The sequence below is a fragment of the Saccharothrix sp. NBAS 001 genome (assembly GCF_056640475.1).
On sequence record NZ_CM153251.1, the window covers coordinates 7,596,432 to 7,617,320 of the forward strand.

Consider the following 20,889-nt stretch of genomic DNA (forward strand, 5'->3'; position numbering starts at 1 on the left):
GGTGGGGAACCGTGTTCGGAGTGCGACCAGAGACGTTGCGCGCGGCGTCCAAGGAGTTCCACGACGGCGCGGACGCGGCCGGTGACGGCGCGGAACTGATCTCCATGCTCAGGCTTGACGCGGACGCCCTCGGCCAGGTTCCCGCCGCCGCCGAGTTCGTCGACGCGCTGGCCAAGTGGTCCGGCGAGCAGTCCGACGACCTGCGCCGGGGCGCCGCCTGGTACCGCGACGCGGGCGAGGGGCTGACGGAGAACGCCGACGCGTACCAGCGCGCCGACGACGACTCGTCGGTGTCGTTCCGCGGCCTGGAAGGCGGTCTCGCGTGAACTACGTCGACCCGGAGGTCCTGTACGGCCAGTTGGCGTCCGGCGACGCGGGACGGGTGGCGGCCGCGGCCGACCCGATCAGCGGCGCGATGAGCGCGGTGGGCCGCGCGGGCGACGCGGTGACGTCGGGCGGCGGCACGGCGACGTCGACGTGGAACGGCGGTTCGGCGGAGAAGTTCGCCGCGCGGGCCGAGCTGTCCAGCCGCTCGGCGGTCGTCGCGGGCGAACGCCTGGGCGTCGGCGTGGACGTGGTGCAGGCGGCGGCGCGGGCGTACGGCCAGATGCGCGGCAGCGCCGACCAGCTGATCGACTTCTGGCGCGGCCGCTCGCCGGCGCTGGACGAGGCGCAGACCCGCGACCTGGCGAACCGGGTCAACGAGCAGCTCAACAACGTCAAGAGCGGGTACGAGAACGTGCTGCGCTCCTACGCGTCGGCGCTGGGCAAGGTCCGCCCCGGCTTCGAGGAGACGGCGGGCAAGGACGCCGGCTGGGCCACCGCGATCCAGCAGATGCGCACCTCGGCGACGGTCCCCGGGCCGGGCACCGACCCCAAGCAGGTCGCGGCCTGGTGGAAGTCGCTGACCAAGGAGCAGCAGGACGGACTCCTGCGCACCAAGTTCCAGGAACTGGGCCGACTGCGCGGCCTCCCGTCCGGCGTCCTGGACCAGGCCAACCGCGCCCGGATCGTGGACGACGTCCAGCGCTACGGCGCGCAGCGCGACCAGTTCCAGGCGGACATGGACGCCCGCGCCCGCGAACTCGGGTTGGACCCGAACAAGTCGGGCGACCTGACCAAGCTGCTGAACGACCAGGAGTACGCGTCCCTGTCCGAGGCCCGGCAGGAGGCCGCGACCCGGGCGGACAACGCGACCAAGGCGCAACACAGCCTGGAGGGCGCACGGGAACTCGCGGCCGGCAAGGGCTGGAGCGAGAGCGACGTCCGGGTGCTGGCCTACGACCCGTACGGCGCGCGCGGCGACGGCGGCATGGCCATCGCGTACGGCGACCCCGACACCGCCAAGAACCTCGCGGTCTGTGTGCCCGGCACCGGTTCGGCGCTGGACAGCTTCTCGATCGGGCAGGCGGCGAACCTGCGCGAGGCGATGGGCGCGAACGGCAACGCCACCATCCAGTGGCTCGGCTACGACGCACCCGGCTGGTCGCCCGGCGAGGTCGACAACCCGGCCCAGGCCCGGGAGGGCGGCGCGGGGCTGGTGGCCGACGTCGACGGCTACCGGGCCGCCGCCGAGGCAGCCGGCAACCGCCAGCACCTGACCGTGATCGGCCACTCGTACGGCTCCACGACCGTCGGCTACGCGGGCATGAACGGCCTGGCCGCCGACGACATCGCGTTCGTCGGCTCGCCCGGTGTGGGCGCGTCGAACGTCGACCAGCTCTCGGTCGGCCCCGGTCACGTCTACGCGGGTGCCACCGAGCACGACCCGGTGGTGCAGGGCACGAGTTCGGACTGGTTCACCCGGGACGGTTCCTCGATCGGGCCGTACGACGACCGGTTCGGGGCCAAGGTGTTCGGCACCTCCGACTCGGCGATGATCCACGAGGCGCACACCGCCTACTACGACAAGGGTTCCGAGTCGATCCAGAACCTGGCCCGGATCGCGAACGGCGACGGCGGTTCGGTGACCGACCAGAAGTGGTACGACTCGCCGTTGGGGCCGTCGCTGCCCGGTTCGCACCTCCCGGTCGTCGGGCCGGTGATCGACAGCGTCGGCGGGACCGTGGCGGGCGCGGCCGACCTGGTCGGCGACCTCGGTGGCGGCCTGTGGGACGCCGGTCGCGAGGCGGTGCACGGCAACTGGTCGGCCGCCGGGACCGAACTGCTCAACACCGGCAAGGAGGTCGTCAGCGACACCGTCGACGTGGTGGTCGGCGGGATCGGCGACGCGGTGGAACTCGGCCGTGACGCGGTCGAGGGCGTGGGCGGCCTGTGGGACAAGACGGTCGGGTCCTGGTTCTGAGCACTTCCCCCGGGCCCGGTCGAGGCCGGGCCCGGGGTCTTCGGCTCACGCCTTGCGGCACGCGGTGATCGTCTGCACCGCTTCGGCGTCGTCGAGCTTGCTGTCGTCGCGCTTCTTGACGGTGCAGACCAGCTTGTCGCCGACGGCGGTGCCGGCCGGGACCTGGTCGAGGAAGGCCCACGGCGAGCTGATCTGCGAGGCGGGCTGGTCCTGGTCGAGTTCCAGGGACACCCGCCCCCGCTCCTGCTGACCCGAGACCAGCTTTTCGCCCTCGGTGACCTTGGTGACCTGGAACCGCACCTCGCCGGTCCACTCGCTCCCGCCGCCGCACGCGGTGAGCAGCAACCCGGACACGACCGCGACGACCGCCTTCAGCGCCTTCACCGGGCCGAGCTTAGCCGGCTTCCCCCGGCCGGGACGCGGGTTCGGGCAACCTTCACGGCAGGTCGAAGCGCAGGATCGGGAGGTGGGCGGAGAGGTCGGCCCGGCTGCCGGAGGCGGTCACCCGGGCTTCGTCCACGGCCGCCGCCCAGGTCAGGCGACCCGTCGCCAGTTCCAGCCAGGTCCGGGGGTCGGTCTCGACCACGTTCGGCGGGGTGCCCCGGGTGTGCCGGGGTCCGGGGACGCACTGCACGGCCGCGAACGGGGGGACGCGCACCTCCACGCTGCGGCCCGGGGCGGTCTGCTCCAACGTGCGCAGGCTCAGCCTGACCGCCGCCGCCAGGGCCGGCCTCGGCGGCTGGTCGGCGGCACCCGCCAGCCAGGGCAGCACCTCGGCGACAGCGGCTCGGGTCTCGTGCGGGTCCACCGGTTTCGACGGCACCCGATCAGGTTAGCCGCGCGGCCGTCCGCCCCGGCGTCCAGCCGCTACCCCGGACGTGCCCGACACCGGCCGGCGACCGGAACCGTCCACAACAGACACGACGGGTGACGGCGTCACCGGCCGTCGAACGTCCGGCGGTGGTCCGTGACCTGGGGGAATGGTTGGCGTGCACGGTGTGGTGAACCGACTTGTCAGGTTCCCGCCGGCGACCAGGATCGAGGACATGAACCGACTGAAATCGATCACCGCGTTCGCCGCCGTCGCCGCCTGCCTCGTGCTCGGCACCGTCGGCGCGACCGCCGCCCCGGTCGACGTGACCGCCCTGAAGTGCGATGGCGACACCAACAAGTGCACCGCCAACCTCCGCTTCGGCGACGGCCAGTGGGTCGCCGACTGGAGCGTCGACGTCCACCACGAGCGGGTGGAGGTGAAGGCCCCCGTCCCCGTGACGCGGCTGCGCTGTGACGGTGACACCTACAAGTGCACCGCCAACCTCCGGTTCGGCGACGGCCGGTGGGTCGCGCAGTGGAACGTCGACGTCCACCACGACCGCCTCGCGGTCCAGGACCCGGTGGACGTGACCAGCCTGAAGTGCGACGGCGACACCTACAAGTGCACCGCCGACCTCGACTTCGGCGACGGCCAGTGGGTGGCGGAGTGGGACGCGGACGTCTTCCACAGCTGACCCTGGTCCTGCTGCGCAGGCGGCGGGGCCGACGGCCGACCGGTCGTCAGATCTTCGCCGCCCGCACGGCCTCGGCCAGGAGTTCTTCCACCTGGTGGGTGAGGCGACGGCCGTCGGTCGGGGTGAACGTGCTCCACGGGACGGTGCCGTTGGACGCGCGGCGCTGCTGGAGGTAGCGGCCGTCCTCGGTGTCGAAGAAGGCCACCACGCGGTCCGGGCGGCAGCGCTTGCCGTACTTGTCGCGGGCCGCCGCGCCGAAGTTCCCGGTGTGCACCAGGCCGGTGAACATCTTCACCAGGGTCGTCGCGTCCTCCTGGCGCACGCCGTGGTTGCGCAGCGACGCTTCCAGGCTCTTGGGCGACCCGTCCGAGTTCTTCACCGCGGCTTCCAGGTCCGCGCTGGGCATGGTCACCGAGTGGCCGTTGCCCGCCGGGTGCGCGGGCAGGGTGCCCAGGACCGCCGACGGCAGGCCGCTGCCCGCCGCGCGGCGCAACGTCAGCCGGTTGTCCTCCAGCGTGGCCACGGCACCGTAGTCGCCGTTGGCCACGCCGAGCACCCGCACGCTCCGGCCGATCCACACCCGGCCGTCCACCTCGCGCTCCGGCCGGAAGAACAGCCTGAGCAGGTAGTCGAGTTCCGGGTGCAGGCCGGTCGGCCCGCCCAGCCCCCGGGCACCGACGTCGTGCCACACCCGGCGTTCGAGTTCGGCGCGCTCCTGGTGGGACTTGCCCGGTGACGGGACCTTGATCACCAACGGCATGGGGCCCAGGTCCAGGCGCTCCCACAGCACGTCGAACTCCTCGCCGGAGAGGGTGATCGGTTCCCTCTCGGCCTGCCCCCCGAAATAGGTCACTGCGTGCTCCAGGTCCTGCGTGGCGGGCCCGCCGACGGGGGGCCTCCACTGCCAGTCCAGGCCAGGCCCCCCGCGCGGGGAACCTGGCCTGGACACCGGAAAGTCGAACTCTACTGCGGTGTTTCGCCGATCACCGGCGGAGCCACCAGGCGGTCGTCGCCGAACACGTCGTCGGTCTCCACCAGGAAGTCGGCCGACTTGTGCTCGATGTCGTCCTCGCCCTCGCCCGGCCGTCCGCCGTGGCCGCCGGCACCGCCGGGCGCACCACCCGGGCGACCGCCCTGGGCTCCGGGACCGCCGGGGCCGCCGGCACCGGGGCCGAAGCCGCCGACGCCCGACATGCCGCCGCGACCGGGCGCGTTGCTGCTCGGCGTGCCGCCGGGCACGCCCTGGCCACCGGGGACGCCCTGACCGGGACCGCCCTGGCCGGGCAGACCGCCGGGGCCGAAGCCGCGACCCTGGCCGGGACCGCCCGGACCACCGGGGATCCGGGTGTTCGGCGGCAGGTTCGGGCGCGCGGGACCGCCGGGGCCACCGGGCCCCCTGGGCGGCACCTGGCCGGGCGGCGTGGTGCCCGGGGGCTTCCAGCCGCCACCGGGGGGCGGGTAGCCGCCCGGCGGGGGCGGGGTGGGACCGACCGGCGGCAGGACCGGCGGCGGGGGCGGCGTGGGGGTCGGCGTCACCCACGACGGGTGCGTGGTGCCGCCCGGCGGGACGAAGGCCGGCGGCGGCGCGACCGGCGGGGTCGGCGTGGGCGTGGCCCAGCTCGTCCTCGTCGTGCCGCTCTCGCTCGGCGGCGTCCAGGTCTGCTGCGGGCTGGAGTAGTTCGCGCTGCTCTGGTTGTAGCTGCCCGCGCCACCCGGCGGCGGGGTGTCGATGACCACCTGCGGCGGCGGGACGAACTCGCCCAGCGTGCCGCTGTTCCACTCGCTGTTGGACTGGTAGGTGTTCATCACCTCGACGGCCTTGGCCTCGGCGTTGTCCTGCGCCGCTTCCTGGGCCTCGTGGTCCTGCTGCTGCTTGATGACGTGCATCATGCCGACCGGGCCGGTCAGCGCGCCCAGGATCTTGTCGCCCGTGGACGGCGCCTCGGTGGTCACCGGCAGCGGCTCGGGCATCGACTTGCGGGCGTCGGCGATGTAGTCGCCCTGCAACTGGGCGGAGGTCTTCATCGTGTCCGAGCCCTGCTTGGCGTCGCCCGCCCACGCGCCCAGCGGCGACAGCGCGGTCTGCGTCTCCTCGGCGGTCGAGCCCTCCCACTTCGCGCCGAGCTTGCCCAGCGCGGTGTGGATCGACTCGTCGACCTCCGCCAACGCGTCGGACAGGCCCTTCCAGCCGTCCTCGACGGGCCGGGAGGCGGCCACGCCGGGGCCTTCGTTGATCATGCGGTGCAGATCGGGGTGGGCATACCCGCGCCAGCGGTGGTCACCCATCGTGCTCGCCCCCCTCGGGTACGTGATCGATCAAGGTCAGTCGTTGTGGATGCGGCCCCAGGCCGCGACGTTGTCACCCTCGACCCGGCGGTAGTCCGCCTCGATCGCGGTGAGCTGGTCGACGCAGCCCTTGAGCTGGTCGCGGTAGGCGAGGATGGCGTTGAGCGCGGCCGAGTCGCCCATCTCGAACGTGTCCCGGTTGAACGCCTGCGCGGTCTCCTTGCTGACCGGGTCGCCGGCCCAGGACCGCGCGCGAACCGCGGACATCGCCTTGTCGATCTCCGGTTCCAGCCGGTTCAGCGCGTCCTCGAAGACCTTTCGGGCCTCCGGGATCGCCGTGGGGTCGACGCTGAGCTTCTGCGGCTTCCCGCTGTAATCCGGCGGCGTGGAGCCCCCACCACCACCATCCGCGATGAACACGACACACCCTCCTTGAGACTGCACACATGCCCCTGCGTGTGCAATTGGGATGACTCTAGCTCTGATGCGTGACGCGGGTATGCGGTTCCCGGGCCAAAGGGAGTAGTTCTACGCGTCTTATTTGGCCATGAGGTTCGCCACAACGGCCGCTGCGACCTGCGGGACCAACTGGCACAGCTCCTCGATCGGGGCGTTGCCGAAGCTGCTCACGCCGGCGTCGACCATCTGGCCGTCGGACACGTCCACCGCGATGGTGCACTTGGGCACCCGGCCGGGCTCCTTGATGAGCACCGCCGGGAAGCCCGCGACCTCGGTCTTCTCCGCCCGGTCGGCCTGCGCGCTGCCGGTGTAGAACTCGATGCCCTCGGTGCCGATCACCGTGGTCCCGACCAGGTACTTCCGGTCGGCCCGGTTGTAGTGGCAGGTCGCCCAGTCGAAGCCGGCCACCGTGCCCTTCTGCGGGGGCTGGTCGGTGCCGAACTGGGTGCGCTGCGCCTCGGTGAGCAGGGTGCACGGGTCGACCTCGCGCACGTTGATCGTCTTGGGCCGCTTCGCCGGCTCCCCGGTGGCCGACCCCGGCTTGCCGGACGTGGTCGTCGTGGCCGGGGCCGCCTCGGACCGGGTCCCGCTCGGCGAGCCGGTCGTGGACTGCGAGCACGCGGTCAGGACGAGCACGGCGGCGAGGATCGGCACGGCACGGCGCATGGCCACCAACGTATCCGATCAGTGCGCACGCAGCGTCGCGATCGGCGGACTCGCGTCACTCGTCAGCCGCATTGCCGGACGCCCGCATCAAAGGAAACCTTCTTTACCAAGAGCTGCCGCCGCCCTTTTCCCTGGGAGGAGCAATGCGCTCACGGGCACTACCGCTCGTGGCGGTGCTGGCGCTCGCGTTCGCCGTGCCGGCCGCCGTCGCCGAACCCACCCCCGGCGGTGACGCGCGGTTCGAGGTCACCGCGACGCCGGGCGAGGTCTCCACCGTCCCCGATTGGCGGATGCGGTCCGCCGCCCGCGCCACGCAGGGCGGCGAGGTCATCTCGACCGCCTCGTACGCCGACACCGGGTGGCTCACCGTGCCCGCCCGGTCCACCGTCATGGCGGGCCTGATCGCCAACGGCGAGTACCCCGACGTGAACCAGGGCGAGAACCTCAAGCAGGTCGACCGGGCCGACTTCGCCGTGCCCTGGTGGTACCGCAAGGTGTTCACGGCCGCGCCGCGCGCGGGGTCGCACACGTTCCTGCGGCTCGACGGCGGCGTGATCGCGCGCGGCGAGGTGTGGCTCAACGGCACGCTGGTCGCCGGGTCGGACGAGGTCGTCGGCGCGTACCCGACGCACGAGTTCGACGTGACGCCGCTGCTGCGGCACGGCGAGAACGCCCTGGCGATCCGGGCGTCGTCGGCCGACCCGAAGAACGACCTGTCCATCCACTTCATCGACTGGTCGCAGCTCCCGCCCGACGCCAACCAGGGCCTGTTCCGGGACGTGCGGTTCGCCGCCGACGGCCCGGTGTCGCTGCGGTTCCCGCGCGCCACCGCCGACCTGCCGCTGCCGAGCCTGGCATCGGCCGCGGTGACGGTGGCGGTCGACGCGCGCAACAACACCGACGCGCCGGTGACCGCCGACGTGTCCGGGACGATCGGCCTCGCCCCCTTCGCCCAGCGGATCACGTTGGGGGCCAAGGAGAGCAGGACGGTCACGTTCACCCAGGACGTCGACCGGCCGCGGGTCTGGTGGCCGTTTCAGATGGGCGAGCAGCCGCTCTACACGGCGTCGCTGGAGGCGGCGGTCGACGGCGTGGCGTCGGACACCGCGACCACCTCGTTCGGCGTGCGCGAGGTGACCTCGGCGCTGGTGCAGGGCGCGCGGCAGTTCACCGTGAACGGCGAGCCGTTCCTGGTGCGCGGCGCCGGGTGGGCCTCGGACCTGTTCCTGCGCACCGACCCGCGCAAGATCGAGGACCAGCTGAAACTGGTGCGCGGCATGGGCCTGAACACCCTCCGGCTGGAGGGCAAGCCGGAGAACGACGAGTTCTACGACCTGGCCGACCGGTACGGGATCATGCTGCTCACCGGCTGGGAGTGCTGCTCCAAGTGGGAGAACTACCCGTCGTTCGACGCCGAGGACAACCGGGTCGCCGGCGAGTCGGCGCAGAGCGAGGCGCGGCGGATCCGCAACCACCCGTCGCTGCTGGGCTTCCTGATCGGCAGCGACGCCGCGCCGCCCGCCGCGCTGGAGAAGATCTACCTGGACGCGCTGGAGCGGGCCGGCTGGAACCTGCCGGTGATGTCCTCGGCGAAGGCGCTGAGTTCGCCCCGGCTCGGCGCGCCCGGCCTGAAGATGGACGGGCCGTACTGGTGGGTGCCGCCGGACTACTGGTACACCCGGAAACTCGGCGGCGCGTTCGGGTTCGCCTCGGAGGTCGGGCCCGGACCGACCATCCCCGAGCTGGGCGAGCTGGAGAAGTTCCTGCGGCCGGCGGACATCGCGAAGCTGACCGACTACAACGCGACCCAGTACCACCTGTCGCCGTCGACCACGTTCAACAAGTTCTCCTTCTGGGGCACGGCGTTGGACGGCCGGTACGGCAGGCCGTCGTCACCGGCGCAGTTCGTGCGCAAGGCCCAGTTGGCGAACTACGAGACCAACCGCGCGCAGTTCGAGGCGTTCGGGCGCAACTCCTCCGACGCGGCCAAGCCCGCCACGGGCGTCGTCTACTGGATGCTCAACGACCCGTGGCCGAAGATGTTCTGGCACCTCTACGACTACTACCTCGCCACGGCCGGGTCGTACTTCGGGGCCAAGACCGCGTTGCGGCCGTTGCACGTCCAGTACTCCTACGACGACCGGTCGCTCGCGGTGGTGAACACCGGGCTCTCCGACGTGCCGGGGCTCAAGGCGCAGGTGACGCTGTACAACCTGGACGGCACGGTGAAGGCGGACGAGACGCGGTCGGTCACCGCGCGCGGCAACGGGTCCGTGCGCGCGGGGGTGCTGCCGCAGCCGAGCGGACTGTCCACGACGTACTTCGCGCGGCTGTTGTTGAAGGACGCCAACGGTTCCGTCGTGGACCGGAACGTGTACTGGTTGTCCACCAAGGCGGACAAGCTGAACTACGGGGCGTCGACCTGGTACCACACGCCGCAGACCGAGTACGCGGACCTGAAGGGGCTCGACCGGCTCAAGGCCGGGCAGGTGGCCGTGACGACCTCGTCCGCCGAAGGTGCGACGGACGTGACGTTGCGCAACACCGGCACGTCGGTGGCGTTCTTCGTGCGGGCCACCATCCGCAAGGGACCCGGCGGCCCGGAGGTGCTGCCGGCGGACTGGAGCGACAACTACGTGACGCTGTGGCCCGGCGAGTCGCTGACGCTCAAGGCCCGTTACCGCGCGGCGGACCTCGGCGGCGCGACGCCTTCCGTGGAGGTGTTCGGGCACAACGTGTCCAGGGTCGTGCGCTGACGGCGCGGCGCAGGCGTGCGGCCGGCCTTCCGGTCGTGCGCCGGACGTTCTGAACGTAGCCTCGCCCCGTGGGCGACACGGGGCGGGGCAGGGCGGCGCTGGTGGTTCCGGGCAAGCCGGACCTGGCCCGCGTGGTGGACCTGAGGATCGTTGAACAATCCGACGGTCGGTGGGACGAGGACGTGGTCGACCGGCCGTTCGCCGGCTCGCTCGACCGGGTCGACGTCGAGGTGGTCGAGCGCTCCGACGAGGTCCAGGTCGAGGGCCTGCTCGCGGGTGTGTGCGGGACGGACGTGGAGATCGTCCGGGACGGGTTCGGCGAGCCGCCGCCCGGACGGGACGGGCTGGTGCCGTTCCACGAGTCGCTGGGCCGGGTCCGCACCGCGCCCACCGGGTCCGGCTTCGAGCCCGGCGACCTGGTGGTGGGCGTGGTGCGCCGGCCCGACCCGGAGCCGTGCCCGGCGTGCGCCGCCGGCGCCTGGGACTTCTGCCACAACGGGCAGTACCGGGAGCGCGGCATCAAGGGGCTCGACGGCTACGGGATGCGGCGGTGGAGCGTGCCGCCGGAGTTCGCGGTGCGGCTCGACCCGGAGCTGGGCGACCTGGGCGTGCTCACCGAACCGGCGTCCGTGGTCGCCAAGGCGTGGACCCAGGCGGAGGCGATGTGCCGGCGCGCGCACCTCGCGCCGAAGTCCGTCCTGGTCACCGGGGCGGGGCCGATCGGCCTGCTGGCGGCGTTGCTCGGGGTGCAGCGCGGCCTCGAAGTGCACGTCGTGGACCGCGTCGGGGACGGCCCCAAACCGGACCTGGTCCGCGCGCTGGGCGCGCACTACCACCGCGAGCCCGGCGAGGTGTCGGCCGACGTCGCGATCGAGTGCACGGGCGTCGCGCCGCTGGTGTGGGAGGCGGTCCGCCGCACGTCGGTGGCCGTGCTGGCGGGCCTGGCCGGCGACCACGAACCGGTGCCGCTGGACCCGTCGGTGTTCGACGGGATCGTGCTGGGCAACAAGGCCGTGGTCGGCACGGTCAACGCGGCCCTGCGCGACTACCGCGCCGCCGCCGACGCCCTGGCCGCGGCCGACCGGGCGTGGCTGGCGGGCCTGATCACCCGCCGGGTGCCGCTGGAGCGGTTCACCGAGGCGTTCGACCGCCACGACGACGACGTCAAGGTGGTCGTGGACCTGACCTGACCGCCCGACCGCCCTACCGACGCAGCAGCTCGTCGATGCTCTCCGGCTTCATCGGCTTGGCGAAGAACCAGCCCTGACCGGTGTCGCAGCCGATCCGGTGCAGGCGCTTGGCCTGCGCCGGGGTCTCCACGCCCTCGGCGGTCACCCCGAGCTGCAACGCGTGCGCGAGCTGGACCAGCGTGGACACGATCTGCGCGTCGACCGGGTCCTCCTCGTCGGCGGCCCGCAGGCCCTCCATGAACGACCCGGCGATCTTCAGCTCGTGCACCGGCAGGTGCTTGAGGTAGGCCAGGTTCGAGTACCCGGTGCCGAAGTCGTCGATCGCGATCCGCACGCCCATGTCCGACAGCGCCCGCAGCGCTTCCAGCGGCTCGTCGGCGGTGCCCATGATCGCGCTCTCGGTCAGCTCCAGCTGCAGGTGGTGCGGCGGCAGCGCGCACTCGTCCAGGATGCGCTTCACGTCGCGCACCAGCTCGGGGTCGCGGGACTGCCGCACGGCCAGGTTCACCGACACGAACGGGGCCGCGTCGCCGAACTCCTCCAGCCACCGCCGGGCCTGCTCGCACGCGCGGCGCAGCACCCAGCGACCCAGGGGGACGATTAAACCGGTCTCCTCGGCCAGCTCGATGAACCGGTCGGGCGCGAGCCGCCCGAACTCGGGGTGCTGCCAGCGCACCAGCGCCTCGACACCCACGACCGTGCTGTCCTCCAACCGCACCAGCGGCTGGTAGTCGACGTAGAACTCGTCGCGCTCCAGCGCCGCCGGCATGGTCGCCGACAGCGTGAACCGGGCGACCTCCTTGGCGTTGCGCTCCGGGTCGTACAGCGCCCAGCGGGACTTGCCGTCCGCCTTCGCCCAGTACAGCGTGATGTCCGCGTCGCGCATCAGGTCGGCGGCGGTGGTGCCGGACAGCGCCCGCTCCACGATGCCGATCGACGCCGACACGGTCAGCTCGTGCCCGCCGATCCGGATCGGCGACTCCAGTTCGCGCAGGACGCGGTCCGCGACGTTGACGATGTCCTGGGTGTCGCGCGAGCCCTCCACCAGGATCACGAACTCGTCACCACCCATCCGGGCGACGAGCTTGCCCTCGCCGGACACCGAGTGGTCCAGCCGCCGGCCGACCTCGACCAGCAGCTGGTCGCCGATGTCGTGGCCGAGGCTGTCGTTGATCACCTTGAACCCGTCCAGGTCCAGGTAGCACAGGCCCGCGCGGCGCCGCGCCCGGTTGTTGAACACCCGGCCCAGCCGCTCCAGGAACAGCGCCCGGTTCGGCAGCCCGGTCAGCGGGTCGTGCAGGGCCTGGTAGCGCAGGCGGTTCTGCAGCAGGTGCCGGTCGGTGACGTCCTCGATCATCGCCACCTGGTACTGCGGGTCGCCGTGGTCGTCGCGGACCAGCGACAGCGTCAGGTGCGTCCACACCTGCTCGCCGTCCACCCGGCGGAACCGCTTCTCCGCCCGGTAGTGGTCGCACTCGCCGGCGGTGAGCTGGTCGTAGAGCCGCCAGACGCTGGACCCGTCCTCCGGGTGCATCAGGTCGCGGATGTTGTACTGCCGCATCTCCTCGACGCTGAACCCGAGCATGTCCTGCAACGCCTGGTTCACGTCCAGGATGCGGCCCTCGATGTCGGCGATGCCGATGCCGATGGCCGCCTCGGTGAACATCGCGCGGAACCGCGCCTCGGACGCCCTCAGCGCCGCTTCGGCCTGGTCACGGGCGTCCAGCACGGCCGCCCGGATCGCCTCCTGCTCGGCCAGCGTCCGCTCCCGCAGCGCCCGCGCGTACCCGGCGGACAGCGCGCCCTGCAACGCGGCCAGCCGCGACCGCATCACCTCGTCGGGCGCGATGCCCAGTTCGGCCAGCAGGTCGTCGCCGAGCAGCTGGACGGTCCGGCCGAGCGTGTCCGTGCCGGTGAAGTGGGCTTCGACCAGCCGCGCGCCGATCTCGTAACCGGGTGCGGTGCGGAACGGGCTCGCGTACAGCGCGTGCACCAGCACCTCGGTCAGCGCCTGGAGGTGCTCGGCGACCTCGGCCCTGGTCATCGGCACGTAGCTGCTGCCGATGACCGCGGTGGCCCACGTCCGCGCGAACGACTCGGCCCCGGCCAGTACGGCGGGGTCGAGGTTCGATCGGCCCGGTGCTGCCACCCGATGGTCAACCTGTTCCGTCATGTCCGTCGGCCTACCGCCACAACCCAGAGGATACGGCCGGTCGCCCGACGCGGTCGACCGTCAAGGTACAGACCATTTCGTACGACACCACCGTCACGGCTTCCGACCCACCGCGCCGAAGCCCAGGAAGTTCGACGAGTGCTCGTCCAGATCGTCCGGCGACTCGGGGTGCCACAGGGGCAGCCGCTCCACGCCGGGCTCGACCAGCTCGAACTTCTCGAACAACCGCTCGATCTCGCTCTTGCTGCGGTAGGTGAGTTCGCTGACACCCCGGTTGTACACCCCCTTGGCGTCGTCCCACGCCGGATCCCACTCGCCCTCCTCGTACCCGGCGTGCGACATCGCCAGGTAGCTGCCCGCCGGGATGGCGTCGTGGTACGCGCCCACCACGCCGTGCGGGTCCTGCGAATCGGGCACGAAGTGCAGCAGCGCGACCATCAGCACGCCGATCGGCTGGTCGAAGTCCAGCAGGCGCTGCACCTCGGGCGACTTGAGCACGGCCTCCGCGTCGCGCACGTCGGTCTGGAGCACGCCGACCAGCTCGTTGCCGGTCAGGATGGCCCGGCTGTGCGCGACCGCCACGGCGTCGATGTCGACGTAGACGACCCGCGCGGTCGGGTCGACGGCCTGCGCGATCTCGTGCACGTTGCCCACGGTCGGGATGCCCGACCCGAGGTCGAGGAACTGCCGGATGCCCTGGGCCAGCAGGTGGCGCACCGCCCGGCGCAGGAACGACCGGTGGTTGAGCACGATCGTGCGCAGCATCGGCACGTCGGACTGCACCTTGTCGCCCACCGCCCGGTCGACCGCGAAGTTGTGCGCCCCGCCCAGCCAGTAGTCGTAGACCCGCGCGATGCTCGGGCGGCTCAGGTCGATGTCCCCTGGCGCCCAGGTAGGCCGCTCCACGCTGTCCACGGGGTCTCCTTCACGGTTCCACACCGTCTTCTGGTTCCACACCGTCGCGGTGACCCCCACATCATGGGCCAATCCGGTGAGTTAGCACACCGTCGGTTTGCTGTCCGTTCCGAAACGCCCACCGCGGGCCACGTTCACCGGGAAGAATCCCCCGGTTGTGGAGTACCTGTGGATCGGGGGCGCGGTGGGCGTCGCCGCAGCCGCCGTGTTGTTCGTGATTCGGCAAAGGAGGTCCCGGAGCCTCCTGGTGCCCACCCTGGTCGGTTCGATCGGCGCGTTCCTGCTGGTCGCCGGCTGGCTGTTCGTCATCGACCCGAACGCGCCGAAGAACGAGGCGATCAAGACCGGCGGCCTGGCGGGCGGCGCGGTCGTGGCGCTCTACGCGCTGTGGCTCAACGACCGGCGGCGGCGCACCGACGAGGCCCGGCAGCGCATCGAAGAGGGCCGCCAGGAGATCGAGACCGCCCGGCAGAAGCTGGAGGACTCCCGGGCCGAACACGACCGGTCGCGGGTCGCCGACGAACGATTCGCCCGATCGGTTGAACTTCTCGGGCACGACGCGGAACAGGTCCGGGTGGGCGCGATGCACGCGCTCGCGGGCCTGGCGCGCTCGCGCGGGGAGTACACGCAGACCGTGCTGGACGTGCTGTGCGCGTACCTGCGCCGGCCGTTCGTGCCCGAGAAGGTCGCCGGCAGGCTGACCCAGGACAGCGAGCGCGAGCTGGAGGTCCGGCTCAGCGCGCAACGGCTCGTCGCGAACCTGCTGCCGGCCGCCGACCAGGCCGACGCCGAGCGGTACACCCTGGACCTGACCAGGGCGTACCTGACCTACTTCGACCTCTCGCACCGCCAGGTCGGCGAGCTGACCATCCGCGCGGCCCGGCTGGACGAGTCGAACTCGTTCCACCACACCGTGGTGCACGGCGGCGCGTGGTTCACCGACACCGAGAGCACGGGCCGGCTCTACCTGCACGACGTGGTGTTCCACGGGAAGGCGTGGTTCAGCCGGTTCGTCGGCCAGGAGAACACCGACTTCGCCCGGACCAGGTTCCTCGGCCCGAACAAGTTCGCGGGCTCCCGCTTCCACGCCCGGGTGAGCTTCGAGGACGCGGAGTTCGCCGAGCCGGTCGACTTCACCGGGGCCGAGTTCCGCGGTGACCTCGACCTGCGGCCGGCCAAGGTGAACGTGGCCCGCACGCACGGGATGAAGGTGTCCCTGGAGCACGAGACGTCGCTGCCCGCGGGCTGGGTGGTCGACCCGCGCGACTCCGCGACCGGCCTGGTGAGGAGCTGACCCGCGTGCGCGGACGGTTGTTGCTTGCGGTGAGCGTGGTGGCCGCGATCCTGGTGACGGTGGCGACCACGGCCGTGCTGCTGTGGGTCGAGCCGAAGCAGTCGGTGGCCGAGGCGATCAAGACCGGCGGGCTCGCGGGCGGTGCCGTGGTGGCCCTGTACGCGCTGTGGCTCAACGACCGGCGGCGGCGCACCGAGGAGGCGCGGCACGAGCTGGAGAGCGACAAGGTCGCCGACGAGCGGTTCGCGCGGTCCGTGGAGATGCTCGGCAACGACGCCGACCAGGTGCGGGTCGGCGCGATGCACGCGCTGGCGGGCCTGGCGCGGGCCACGCCGAGGTACCGGCAGACCGTGCTCGACGTGCTGTGCGCGTACCTGCGCCAACCGTTCGAGCACCCGGCGCTCACGATCAAAGCCGACGACCCCGACCAGGCCTACCACCGCGCGGGCGACAAGGTGGACCGGCCGACCCCCGAGCAGGACCGGGAGCGCACGGTCCGGCTGACCGCGCAGCGCCTGATCACCGACCTGCTGCCGTGGGGCCAGAACACCGACCCGACGCTCTACCACCTCGACCTGACCGGCGCGAACGTCGAGTACCTGCGCCTAGAGGGCCGTCGGATCGGCCGGCTGACCGCGCGGCGCACCCGGTTCCACGGGGCCACGGCGTTCCGCGAAGTCCAGTTCTCCAAGCCGGCCCTGTTCTCCGGCAGCGCCTTCCTCGGCCGCGTCGACTTCCAGCAGGCGCGCTTCCTGGGCGGGCTGTCGCTGCAGGACGCGACGTTCGCCCGTGAGCTGGACGTGCGCGGGGCGGAAGTGACCCTGTTCGTCCACATGCCGCCCACGCCGCCGACGTTGGTGGGATCGCTGAAGGTGCTGCCGGGAACGCGCGTGAAGGAAGACCCGACCGGCTGGTCGCTGACCGGTATCGAGGAAGCCCGCCTGGTGGGCCGAGACGACTAGCGCACGCCCGCCAGAAACGCCCGAAACGCCCCCGCCGAAAACACCAACGCCGCACCCTCCGGCTGCTTGCTGTCCCGCACCGCCGCACCCTCGGCCACACACGCAAGCTCCACGCACTGCGCGTCGCCACCACCATTCGTGTAGCTGCTCTTGCGCCACCGCGCACCCGTGAGGGACACCATCCGCATGATCACTGCTCCTAGTCGCCCGCAAGTTGGTGATCCGGCCTTCGCACAAGCCCGTCTGATGGGCCGCGACGACTAGCGCACGCCCGCCAGGAACACCCGGAACGACCGCACCGGAAACATCAACGCCGCACCCTCCGGCTGCTTGCTGTCCCGCACCGCCGCACCCTCGGCCACACACGCAAGCTCCACGCACTGCGCGCCACCGCCACCATTGCTGTAGCTGCTCCCACGCCACTGTGCGCCCTTGAGAGAGTCCATCGGCATGATCAATGCTCCTAAACATCCAAGAGTTCGGCGATCCTGCCTTCCAGTATCTCGCCGGACCGTTGCATGGAGGCAGCTAGTTCCCAGGCTTGTTCGAACGCGGCAACGTACGGTTCGGTCGCCTTGATGTAGTCCGGTCGGGTCAGCGAACCCACGTAGACGATCGACTTGCCTTGATCGAGACTCAGCAACGTGAACGGGTTGCTCAGCGCCGACACGATCCCGGAAGTGATCGACCGCAGATGCAGCCGCAGACGCACGTTCGGCAGTCTCGCCACGTCCCGCAGGTGCTCCAGTTGCCGCACAAGGACTTCCGGGCCGCCGTTGGACCGGTGCAGGACCTCCTCGCCGAGCACGATCCAGACTTCCGGGCCGTCCGCCCGGATCACCCGCCGGCCACGCTTGGCACGTTCCTCCGCCAAGCCCGCCAGGTCGGACGCCACCACCACCGGTGACATCGACAGCGCCTGGAACGCGTACTCCGCCGTCTGCAACAGGCCGGGGATCTCGTTGTAGACCATGCGGATCTCGGACGCCCGGCGTTCCAGCGAAACGTACTGCCGGGACGTGTTCACGTTCTTCGCCGGCGTCGCCCGCCGCCGGGCCACCACACCCAGTGCCCGGAACTCGTCGGCCCGCAGCGAGGGGATGCGGTAGTTCCCGATCATCACTCCACGTCGTCCGGGCGCGGGCCGATGTTGCCGTTCTCGATCTTCGAGAGCTTGCCGTGGTAGCCGCCCATCGCCTGGTCGGCGGCCATCAACTCGATCTTGGCCGCCTCCCGGAACTGCCGCGCCGACTCCCCGAACCGGAGCCGCGCGATGACGGGATCGAACTCCTGTTCCACTGCCATGGTGCGAAAGTGTGCCGCAAGGACGATCAGCCACTAGGCCACCCGATCGAATGAACTAAGGCAGAGATACCACCATTCACCTGTCCATCGGCTTCGACTGCGAGACCCGCATCGCGCACCGGATCGTCCCCGGCGGCGCGGAGTTCTCGTTCCCCGGCGGCGACATAGAGCTGATCTTCGACGAGGGCGCGCTGGAGCAGCTGATCGGCCAGGCCGACGCGGCACTGGCGGCCCTGCGCCACCCGACCACCTGACCACCCACCTGAGACCCCACCCTCCTGCCCACCCTCCTGCCCACCCTCCCGACCACTCGCACGACCCTCCGCCGCTCTCTGATGGACAGCCGGCCGGCCCTGGCGCAGGCTGCTGGTGGATGCATCCAGACGAGAGGTGGACACCATGCGGCAGCGCCGGATCGGGGACGTGCGGGTCAGCGCCATCGGGCTGGGCGGAATGCCGATGTCGCTGACGGGTCGGCCGCCGCGCGAACGGGCCGTGGCCACCGTCCGGGCCGCCGTCGAGGCCGGGGTGACGCTGATCGACACCGCCGACGCGTACTCGGCCGACGAACACGACTTCGGGCACAACGAGACCTTGATCGCCGAGGCGCTGAAGGGCGTCGACGGCGTCCTGATCGCCACCAAGGGCGGCCACACCCGCACCGCCGGCGGCGGGTGGGACCTCGACGGGCGGCCCGAGTACCTGAAGTCCGCGTGCGAGGCGTCGCTGCGCCGGCTCGGCGTGGACGCGATCGACCTCTACCAGTTCCACCGGCCCGATCCGAAGGTGCCGACCGCCGAGTCCGTCGGCGCGCTGGCCGACCTCCTGGACGAGGGCAAGATCCGGCTCGCGGGCGTGTCCAACTTCGACCCGGCGCAGATCCGCGAGGCCGACGAGGTGCTGGGCGGGCGGCTGGCCTCCGTGCAGAACCAGTTCTCGCCCGCCTACCGGTCCTCCGAGCCGGAACTGGAGCTGTGCGCGGCGCGCGGGATCGCGTTCCTGCCGTGGAGCCCGCTGGGCGGGATCAGCGCGGCCGGCGACCTCGGGTCGCGGTTCGCGGTGTTCGAGGAGGTGGCCCGCGCGCACGGCGTGAGCCCCCAGCAGGTGTGCCTCGCGTGGCTGCTCGCCAAGTCGCCGACGGTCGTGCCGATCCCCGGTTCGTCGCGGCCGGAGAGCATCCGCGACTCGGCTGCGGCGGTGCACCTGGAGCTGTCCGACGACGAGCTGAAGCGGCTGGACGGGTGACACCCCGGATGCGGAACCGGACGAAAGGCTCGAAGATCTAGTACGGATGCACCAATCGCCTAGGCTCTTTGGGGGTGCCGATGATCCGTCGACTCCGCACCTTGACCACTCGACTCGGCGCCGTGGTGATCACGCTGGCGATCGCGCCGGCGGCGCAGGCGCTGCCCGGGGGCTCCGCCGACCACTACGCCGGGTCGCAGATCGCCAAGCACGAGGGGACCGGCCGGACCGGACCGGCGCGGCTGCCCGACGGCCGGGTGCCGGGGATGGACGTGAGCAGCCACCAGGGCGACGTGGACTGGTGGCGCGCCTGGGGTGACGGCGCGCGGTTCGCCTACGTCAAGGCCACCGAGGGCACCGAGTACCGCAACCCGCGCTTCGGGCAGCAGTACGACGGCTCCTACGGCGTCGGCATGATCCGGGGCGCGTACCACTTCGCCCTGCCCGACCGGTCCGGCGGCCGGGAGCAGGCCGAGTTCTTCGTGGACAACGGGGGCGGCTGGTCGGCCGACGGCAAGACGCTGCCCGGCGCGCTCGACCTGGAGTACAACCCCTACGGCGACACCTGCTACGGCCTGGACCAGGGGCAGATGGGCTCCTGGGTGCGGGCGTTCAGCGACCGCGTCCGGGAGCGGTCCGGGCGCTACCCCACCATCTACACGTCCACGAGCTGGTGGGACCGCTGCGTCGGCTGGTCGTCCACGTTCGGCTCGACCAACCCCCTGTGGGTGGCGTACTACTCCGACCAGTTGGGCGCTCTGCCGAACGGGTGGGACTACGAAACGATCTGGCAGTGGCAGGCCGCGGGCCAGTTCCCCGGTGACCAGAACCTCTTCAACGGCAACCCGGACCAGTTGCTCAACCTTGCCCTGGGGTAACCCGGACAAGCCGGATTGGTGACCAATTTACACAAACCCTGGTCATCCGGTTGGCACAGCGGCACACTGCGAAATCGAGTCGCCACCCTGCACGGACTCGAAAGGTGCCTTCGATGAGAACCTTCCTGAGCGGAGCGACCGCCCTCGCCACCTGCGCCATCCTGGCCATCGCCACCCCCGCCACCGCGACCGCGGCCCCCGCCCCCGTCGAGGACCACGCCATGGGATCGCAGATCGCCAAGCACGAGGGCGTCGGCGACCGGCGGCCCCCACCCGACGCCAGGTCCGCCCGCGAGTCGGTCGAGGGCATCGACGTCAGCAGCCACCAGGGCAACGTCGACTGGGGCTACTGGTGGGGCCAGGGCAAGCGGTTCGCCTACGTGAAGGCGACCGAGGGCACCTCGTACCGCAACCCGTACTTCACCCAGCAGTACGACGGCTCGTACGACGTGGGCATGATCCGCGGCGCGTACCACTTCGCCCTGCCCGACCGGTCCTCCGGCCAGGACCAGGCCGACCACTTCGTGGACCACGGCGGCGGCTGGTCGGCGGACGGCGTGACCCTTCCCGGCGCGCTCGACATGGAGTACAACCCCTACGGCGACACCTGTTACGGCATGTCGAAGGGGGCGATGGTGGACTGGGTCCGCGCCTTCGGCGACCGCTACGAGGCCCGGACCGGGCGTTGGCCGGTCATCTACACGTCCACGAACTGGTGGAACCAGTGCGCGGCCGGCGAGTTCAGCTCCACCAGCCCGTTGTGGGTGGCGCGCTACTCGTCCGGCGTCGGCACCCTGCCCCACGACTGGGGCTACCACACGTTCTGGCAGTACACGTCGTCACCGATCGACCAGAACCAGTTCAACGGGGCCTACGACCGGCTCCGGGTGCTGGCCACCGGCTAGGGCTTCCGCCCGCGCGAAAGGGGTGGTCGGGGAGTACTCCGC

At 71.5% G+C, this 20,889-nt stretch carries 23 protein-coding genes; 10 read left to right on the forward strand and 13 right to left on the reverse strand.

All coding sequences use genetic code 11. The features are described from left to right. The first annotated feature begins 20 nt into the window (after positions 1-20). Both AC0HI0_RS33115 and AC0HI0_RS33120 read left to right on the forward strand, forming a co-directional pair. The gene (locus tag AC0HI0_RS33115; protein WP_480927399.1) at positions 21-326 is read left to right on the forward strand and encodes a hypothetical protein; all 306 of its coding nucleotides are present in this window, start codon (positions 21-23) and stop codon (positions 324-326) included. Continuing rightward, entirely contained in the window at positions 323-2,305 is a 1,983-nt protein-coding gene (locus AC0HI0_RS33120; RefSeq protein ID WP_480927400.1) for an alpha/beta hydrolase, read from the forward strand. Before AC0HI0_RS33115 ends, AC0HI0_RS33120 begins: the two co-directional genes overlap by 4 nt. Before the next feature lie 45 nt (positions 2,306-2,350). On the opposite strand, the gene AC0HI0_RS33125 is transcribed toward AC0HI0_RS33120, so the two are convergent. Both AC0HI0_RS33125 and AC0HI0_RS33130 read right to left on the reverse strand, forming a co-directional pair. Then, entirely contained in the window at positions 2,351-2,689 is a 339-nt protein-coding gene (locus AC0HI0_RS33125; RefSeq protein WP_480927401.1) for a hypothetical protein, read from the reverse strand. A gap of 52 nt (positions 2,690-2,741) precedes the next feature. Further along, on the reverse strand, positions 2,742-3,128 hold the full coding sequence (locus AC0HI0_RS33130) for a sterol carrier family protein (protein WP_480927402.1): 387 nt from the start codon (positions 3,126-3,128) through the stop codon (positions 2,742-2,744). A gap of 223 nt (positions 3,129-3,351) precedes the next feature. Between AC0HI0_RS33130 and AC0HI0_RS33135 the strand changes: the two genes are divergently transcribed. Then, on the forward strand, positions 3,352-3,813 hold the full coding sequence (locus tag AC0HI0_RS33135; RefSeq protein WP_480927403.1) for a hypothetical protein: 462 nt from the start codon (positions 3,352-3,354) through the stop codon (positions 3,811-3,813). A 46-nt stretch (positions 3,814-3,859) separates the two neighbouring features. Here AC0HI0_RS33135 and AC0HI0_RS33140 read toward each other — a convergent pair whose 3' ends face one another. The 4 genes from AC0HI0_RS33140 to AC0HI0_RS33155 all read right to left on the reverse strand — a co-directional run bounded on the left by AC0HI0_RS33140 (position 3,860) and on the right by AC0HI0_RS33155 (position 7,224). Further along, the gene (locus AC0HI0_RS33140; protein ID WP_480927404.1) at positions 3,860-4,666 is read right to left on the reverse strand and encodes an ESX secretion-associated protein EspG; all 807 of its coding nucleotides are present in this window, start codon (positions 4,664-4,666) and stop codon (positions 3,860-3,862) included. A gap of 110 nt (positions 4,667-4,776) precedes the next feature. After that, positions 4,777-6,051, reverse strand: a complete 1,275-nt coding sequence (locus AC0HI0_RS33145) for a PPE domain-containing protein (RefSeq protein ID WP_480927405.1) — start codon at positions 6,049-6,051, stop codon at positions 4,777-4,779. Positions 6,052-6,135: 84 nt separating this feature from the next. Next, positions 6,136-6,519, reverse strand: coding sequence for a transcriptional regulator (locus AC0HI0_RS33150; protein WP_480927406.1), 384 nt, complete (start codon positions 6,517-6,519; stop codon positions 6,136-6,138). A gap of 117 nt (positions 6,520-6,636) precedes the next feature. Next, positions 6,637-7,224: a DUF3558 domain-containing protein gene (locus AC0HI0_RS33155; protein ID WP_480927407.1), complete on the reverse strand. Its 588-nt coding sequence runs from the start codon at positions 7,222-7,224 to the stop codon at positions 6,637-6,639. Positions 7,225-7,367: 143 nt separating this feature from the next. On the opposite strand from AC0HI0_RS33155, the gene AC0HI0_RS33160 reads away from it, so the two are divergent. Beyond that, a complete protein-coding gene (locus tag AC0HI0_RS33160) occupies positions 7,368-9,980 on the forward strand; it encodes a glycosyl hydrolase 2 galactose-binding domain-containing protein (RefSeq protein ID WP_480927408.1) in 2,613 nt (870 codons plus the stop codon). 68 nt (positions 9,981-10,048) lie between these two features. After that, the gene (locus AC0HI0_RS33165) at positions 10,049-11,170 is read left to right on the forward strand and encodes an alcohol dehydrogenase catalytic domain-containing protein (protein WP_480927409.1); all 1,122 of its coding nucleotides are present in this window, start codon (positions 10,049-10,051) and stop codon (positions 11,168-11,170) included. Positions 11,171-11,183: 13 nt separating this feature from the next. On the opposite strand, the gene AC0HI0_RS33170 is transcribed toward AC0HI0_RS33165, so the two are convergent. Continuing rightward, positions 11,184-13,343: a putative bifunctional diguanylate cyclase/phosphodiesterase gene (locus tag AC0HI0_RS33170; RefSeq protein WP_480927410.1), complete on the reverse strand. Its 2,160-nt coding sequence runs from the start codon at positions 13,341-13,343 to the stop codon at positions 11,184-11,186. Positions 13,344-13,436: 93 nt separating this feature from the next. Further along, the gene (locus AC0HI0_RS33175) at positions 13,437-14,258 is read right to left on the reverse strand and encodes an SAM-dependent methyltransferase (RefSeq protein ID WP_480927411.1); all 822 of its coding nucleotides are present in this window, start codon (positions 14,256-14,258) and stop codon (positions 13,437-13,439) included. 247 nt (positions 14,259-14,505) lie between these two features. On the opposite strand from AC0HI0_RS33175, the gene AC0HI0_RS33180 reads away from it, so the two are divergent. Both AC0HI0_RS33180 and AC0HI0_RS33185 read left to right on the forward strand, forming a co-directional pair. Then, the gene (locus AC0HI0_RS33180) at positions 14,506-15,552 is read left to right on the forward strand and encodes a pentapeptide repeat-containing protein (protein ID WP_480927412.1); all 1,047 of its coding nucleotides are present in this window, start codon (positions 14,506-14,508) and stop codon (positions 15,550-15,552) included. Positions 15,553-15,557: 5 nt separating this feature from the next. After that, the gene (locus AC0HI0_RS33185; protein WP_480927413.1) at positions 15,558-16,514 is read left to right on the forward strand and encodes a pentapeptide repeat-containing protein; all 957 of its coding nucleotides are present in this window, start codon (positions 15,558-15,560) and stop codon (positions 16,512-16,514) included. Here the strand turns inward: AC0HI0_RS33185 and AC0HI0_RS33190 are convergent. The 5 genes from AC0HI0_RS33190 to AC0HI0_RS33210 form a co-directional block, all read right to left on the reverse strand. After that, positions 16,511-16,702, reverse strand: coding sequence for a DUF397 domain-containing protein (locus AC0HI0_RS33190; RefSeq protein ID WP_480927414.1), 192 nt, complete (start codon positions 16,700-16,702; stop codon positions 16,511-16,513). The two genes, AC0HI0_RS33185 and AC0HI0_RS33190, sit on opposite strands and share 4 nt — an antisense overlap. A 72-nt stretch (positions 16,703-16,774) precedes the next feature. Then, positions 16,775-16,966 carry a DUF397 domain-containing protein gene (locus AC0HI0_RS33195; RefSeq protein ID WP_480927415.1) on the reverse strand — a complete coding sequence of 64 codons (192 nt, stop codon included), beginning with the start codon at positions 16,964-16,966 and terminating at the stop codon, positions 16,775-16,777. Between the two features lie 11 nt (positions 16,967-16,977). Then, complete coding sequence (locus tag AC0HI0_RS33200) at positions 16,978-17,634, reverse strand: DUF5753 domain-containing protein (protein ID WP_480927416.1); 657 nt, start codon at positions 17,632-17,634, stop codon at positions 16,978-16,980. Then, the gene (locus AC0HI0_RS33205; RefSeq protein ID WP_480927417.1) at positions 17,634-17,819 is read right to left on the reverse strand and encodes a helix-turn-helix domain-containing protein; all 186 of its coding nucleotides are present in this window, start codon (positions 17,817-17,819) and stop codon (positions 17,634-17,636) included. The genes AC0HI0_RS33200 and AC0HI0_RS33205 overlap by 1 nt, the downstream gene beginning before the upstream one ends. 26 nt (positions 17,820-17,845) lie before the next feature. After that, the gene (locus tag AC0HI0_RS33210; RefSeq protein WP_480927418.1) at positions 17,846-18,061 is read right to left on the reverse strand and encodes a hypothetical protein; all 216 of its coding nucleotides are present in this window, start codon (positions 18,059-18,061) and stop codon (positions 17,846-17,848) included. Between the two features lie 157 nt (positions 18,062-18,218). Between AC0HI0_RS33210 and AC0HI0_RS33215 the strand changes: the two genes are divergently transcribed. The 3 genes from AC0HI0_RS33215 to AC0HI0_RS33225 all read left to right on the forward strand — a co-directional run bounded on the left by AC0HI0_RS33215 (position 18,219) and on the right by AC0HI0_RS33225 (position 20,847). After that, positions 18,219-19,064 (forward strand): aldo/keto reductase, encoded by an 846-nt coding sequence (locus AC0HI0_RS33215; protein WP_480927419.1) that lies wholly within the window; start codon positions 18,219-18,221, stop codon positions 19,062-19,064. An 80-nt stretch (positions 19,065-19,144) separates the two neighbouring features. Next, a complete protein-coding gene (locus AC0HI0_RS33220) occupies positions 19,145-19,942 on the forward strand; it encodes a lysozyme (protein ID WP_480927420.1) in 798 nt (265 codons plus the stop codon). 113 nt (positions 19,943-20,055) lie between these two features. Further along, entirely contained in the window at positions 20,056-20,847 is a 792-nt protein-coding gene (locus AC0HI0_RS33225; protein ID WP_480927421.1) for a lysozyme, read from the forward strand. Positions 20,848-20,889 lie beyond the last annotated feature (42 nt).

Excerpts from the sequence above, each read along its gene's own strand:
- AC0HI0_RS33200 (WP_480927416.1), bottom strand. The coding sequence starts at position 17,634 with ATGATCGGGAACTACCGCATCCCCTCGCTGCGGGCCGACGAGTTCCGG.
- AC0HI0_RS33215 (WP_480927419.1), top strand. The coding sequence starts at position 18,219 with ATGCGGCAGCGCCGGATCGGGGACGTGCGGGTCAGCGCCATCGGGCTG.
- AC0HI0_RS33225 (WP_480927421.1), top strand. The coding sequence starts at position 20,056 with ATGAGAACCTTCCTGAGCGGAGCGACCGCCCTCGCCACCTGCGCCATC.
- AC0HI0_RS33190 (WP_480927414.1), bottom strand. The coding sequence starts at position 16,702 with ATGCGGATGGTGTCCCTCACGGGTGCGCGGTGGCGCAAGAGCAGCTAC.
- AC0HI0_RS33195 (WP_480927415.1), bottom strand. The coding sequence starts at position 16,966 with ATGCCGATGGACTCTCTCAAGGGCGCACAGTGGCGTGGGAGCAGCTAC.
- AC0HI0_RS33145 (WP_480927405.1), bottom strand. The coding sequence starts at position 6,051 with ATGATCAACGAAGGCCCCGGCGTGGCCGCCTCCCGGCCCGTCGAGGAC.
- AC0HI0_RS33135 (WP_480927403.1), top strand. The coding sequence starts at position 3,352 with ATGAACCGACTGAAATCGATCACCGCGTTCGCCGCCGTCGCCGCCTGC.
- AC0HI0_RS33205 (WP_480927417.1), bottom strand. The coding sequence starts at position 17,819 with ATGGCAGTGGAACAGGAGTTCGATCCCGTCATCGCGCGGCTCCGGTTC.
- AC0HI0_RS33220 (WP_480927420.1), top strand. The coding sequence starts at position 19,145 with ATGATCCGTCGACTCCGCACCTTGACCACTCGACTCGGCGCCGTGGTG.
- AC0HI0_RS33170 (WP_480927410.1), bottom strand. The coding sequence starts at position 13,343 with ATGACGGAACAGGTTGACCATCGGGTGGCAGCACCGGGCCGATCGAAC.
- AC0HI0_RS33155 (WP_480927407.1), bottom strand. The coding sequence starts at position 7,224 with ATGCGCCGTGCCGTGCCGATCCTCGCCGCCGTGCTCGTCCTGACCGCG.
- AC0HI0_RS33160 (WP_480927408.1), top strand. The coding sequence starts at position 7,368 with ATGCGCTCACGGGCACTACCGCTCGTGGCGGTGCTGGCGCTCGCGTTC.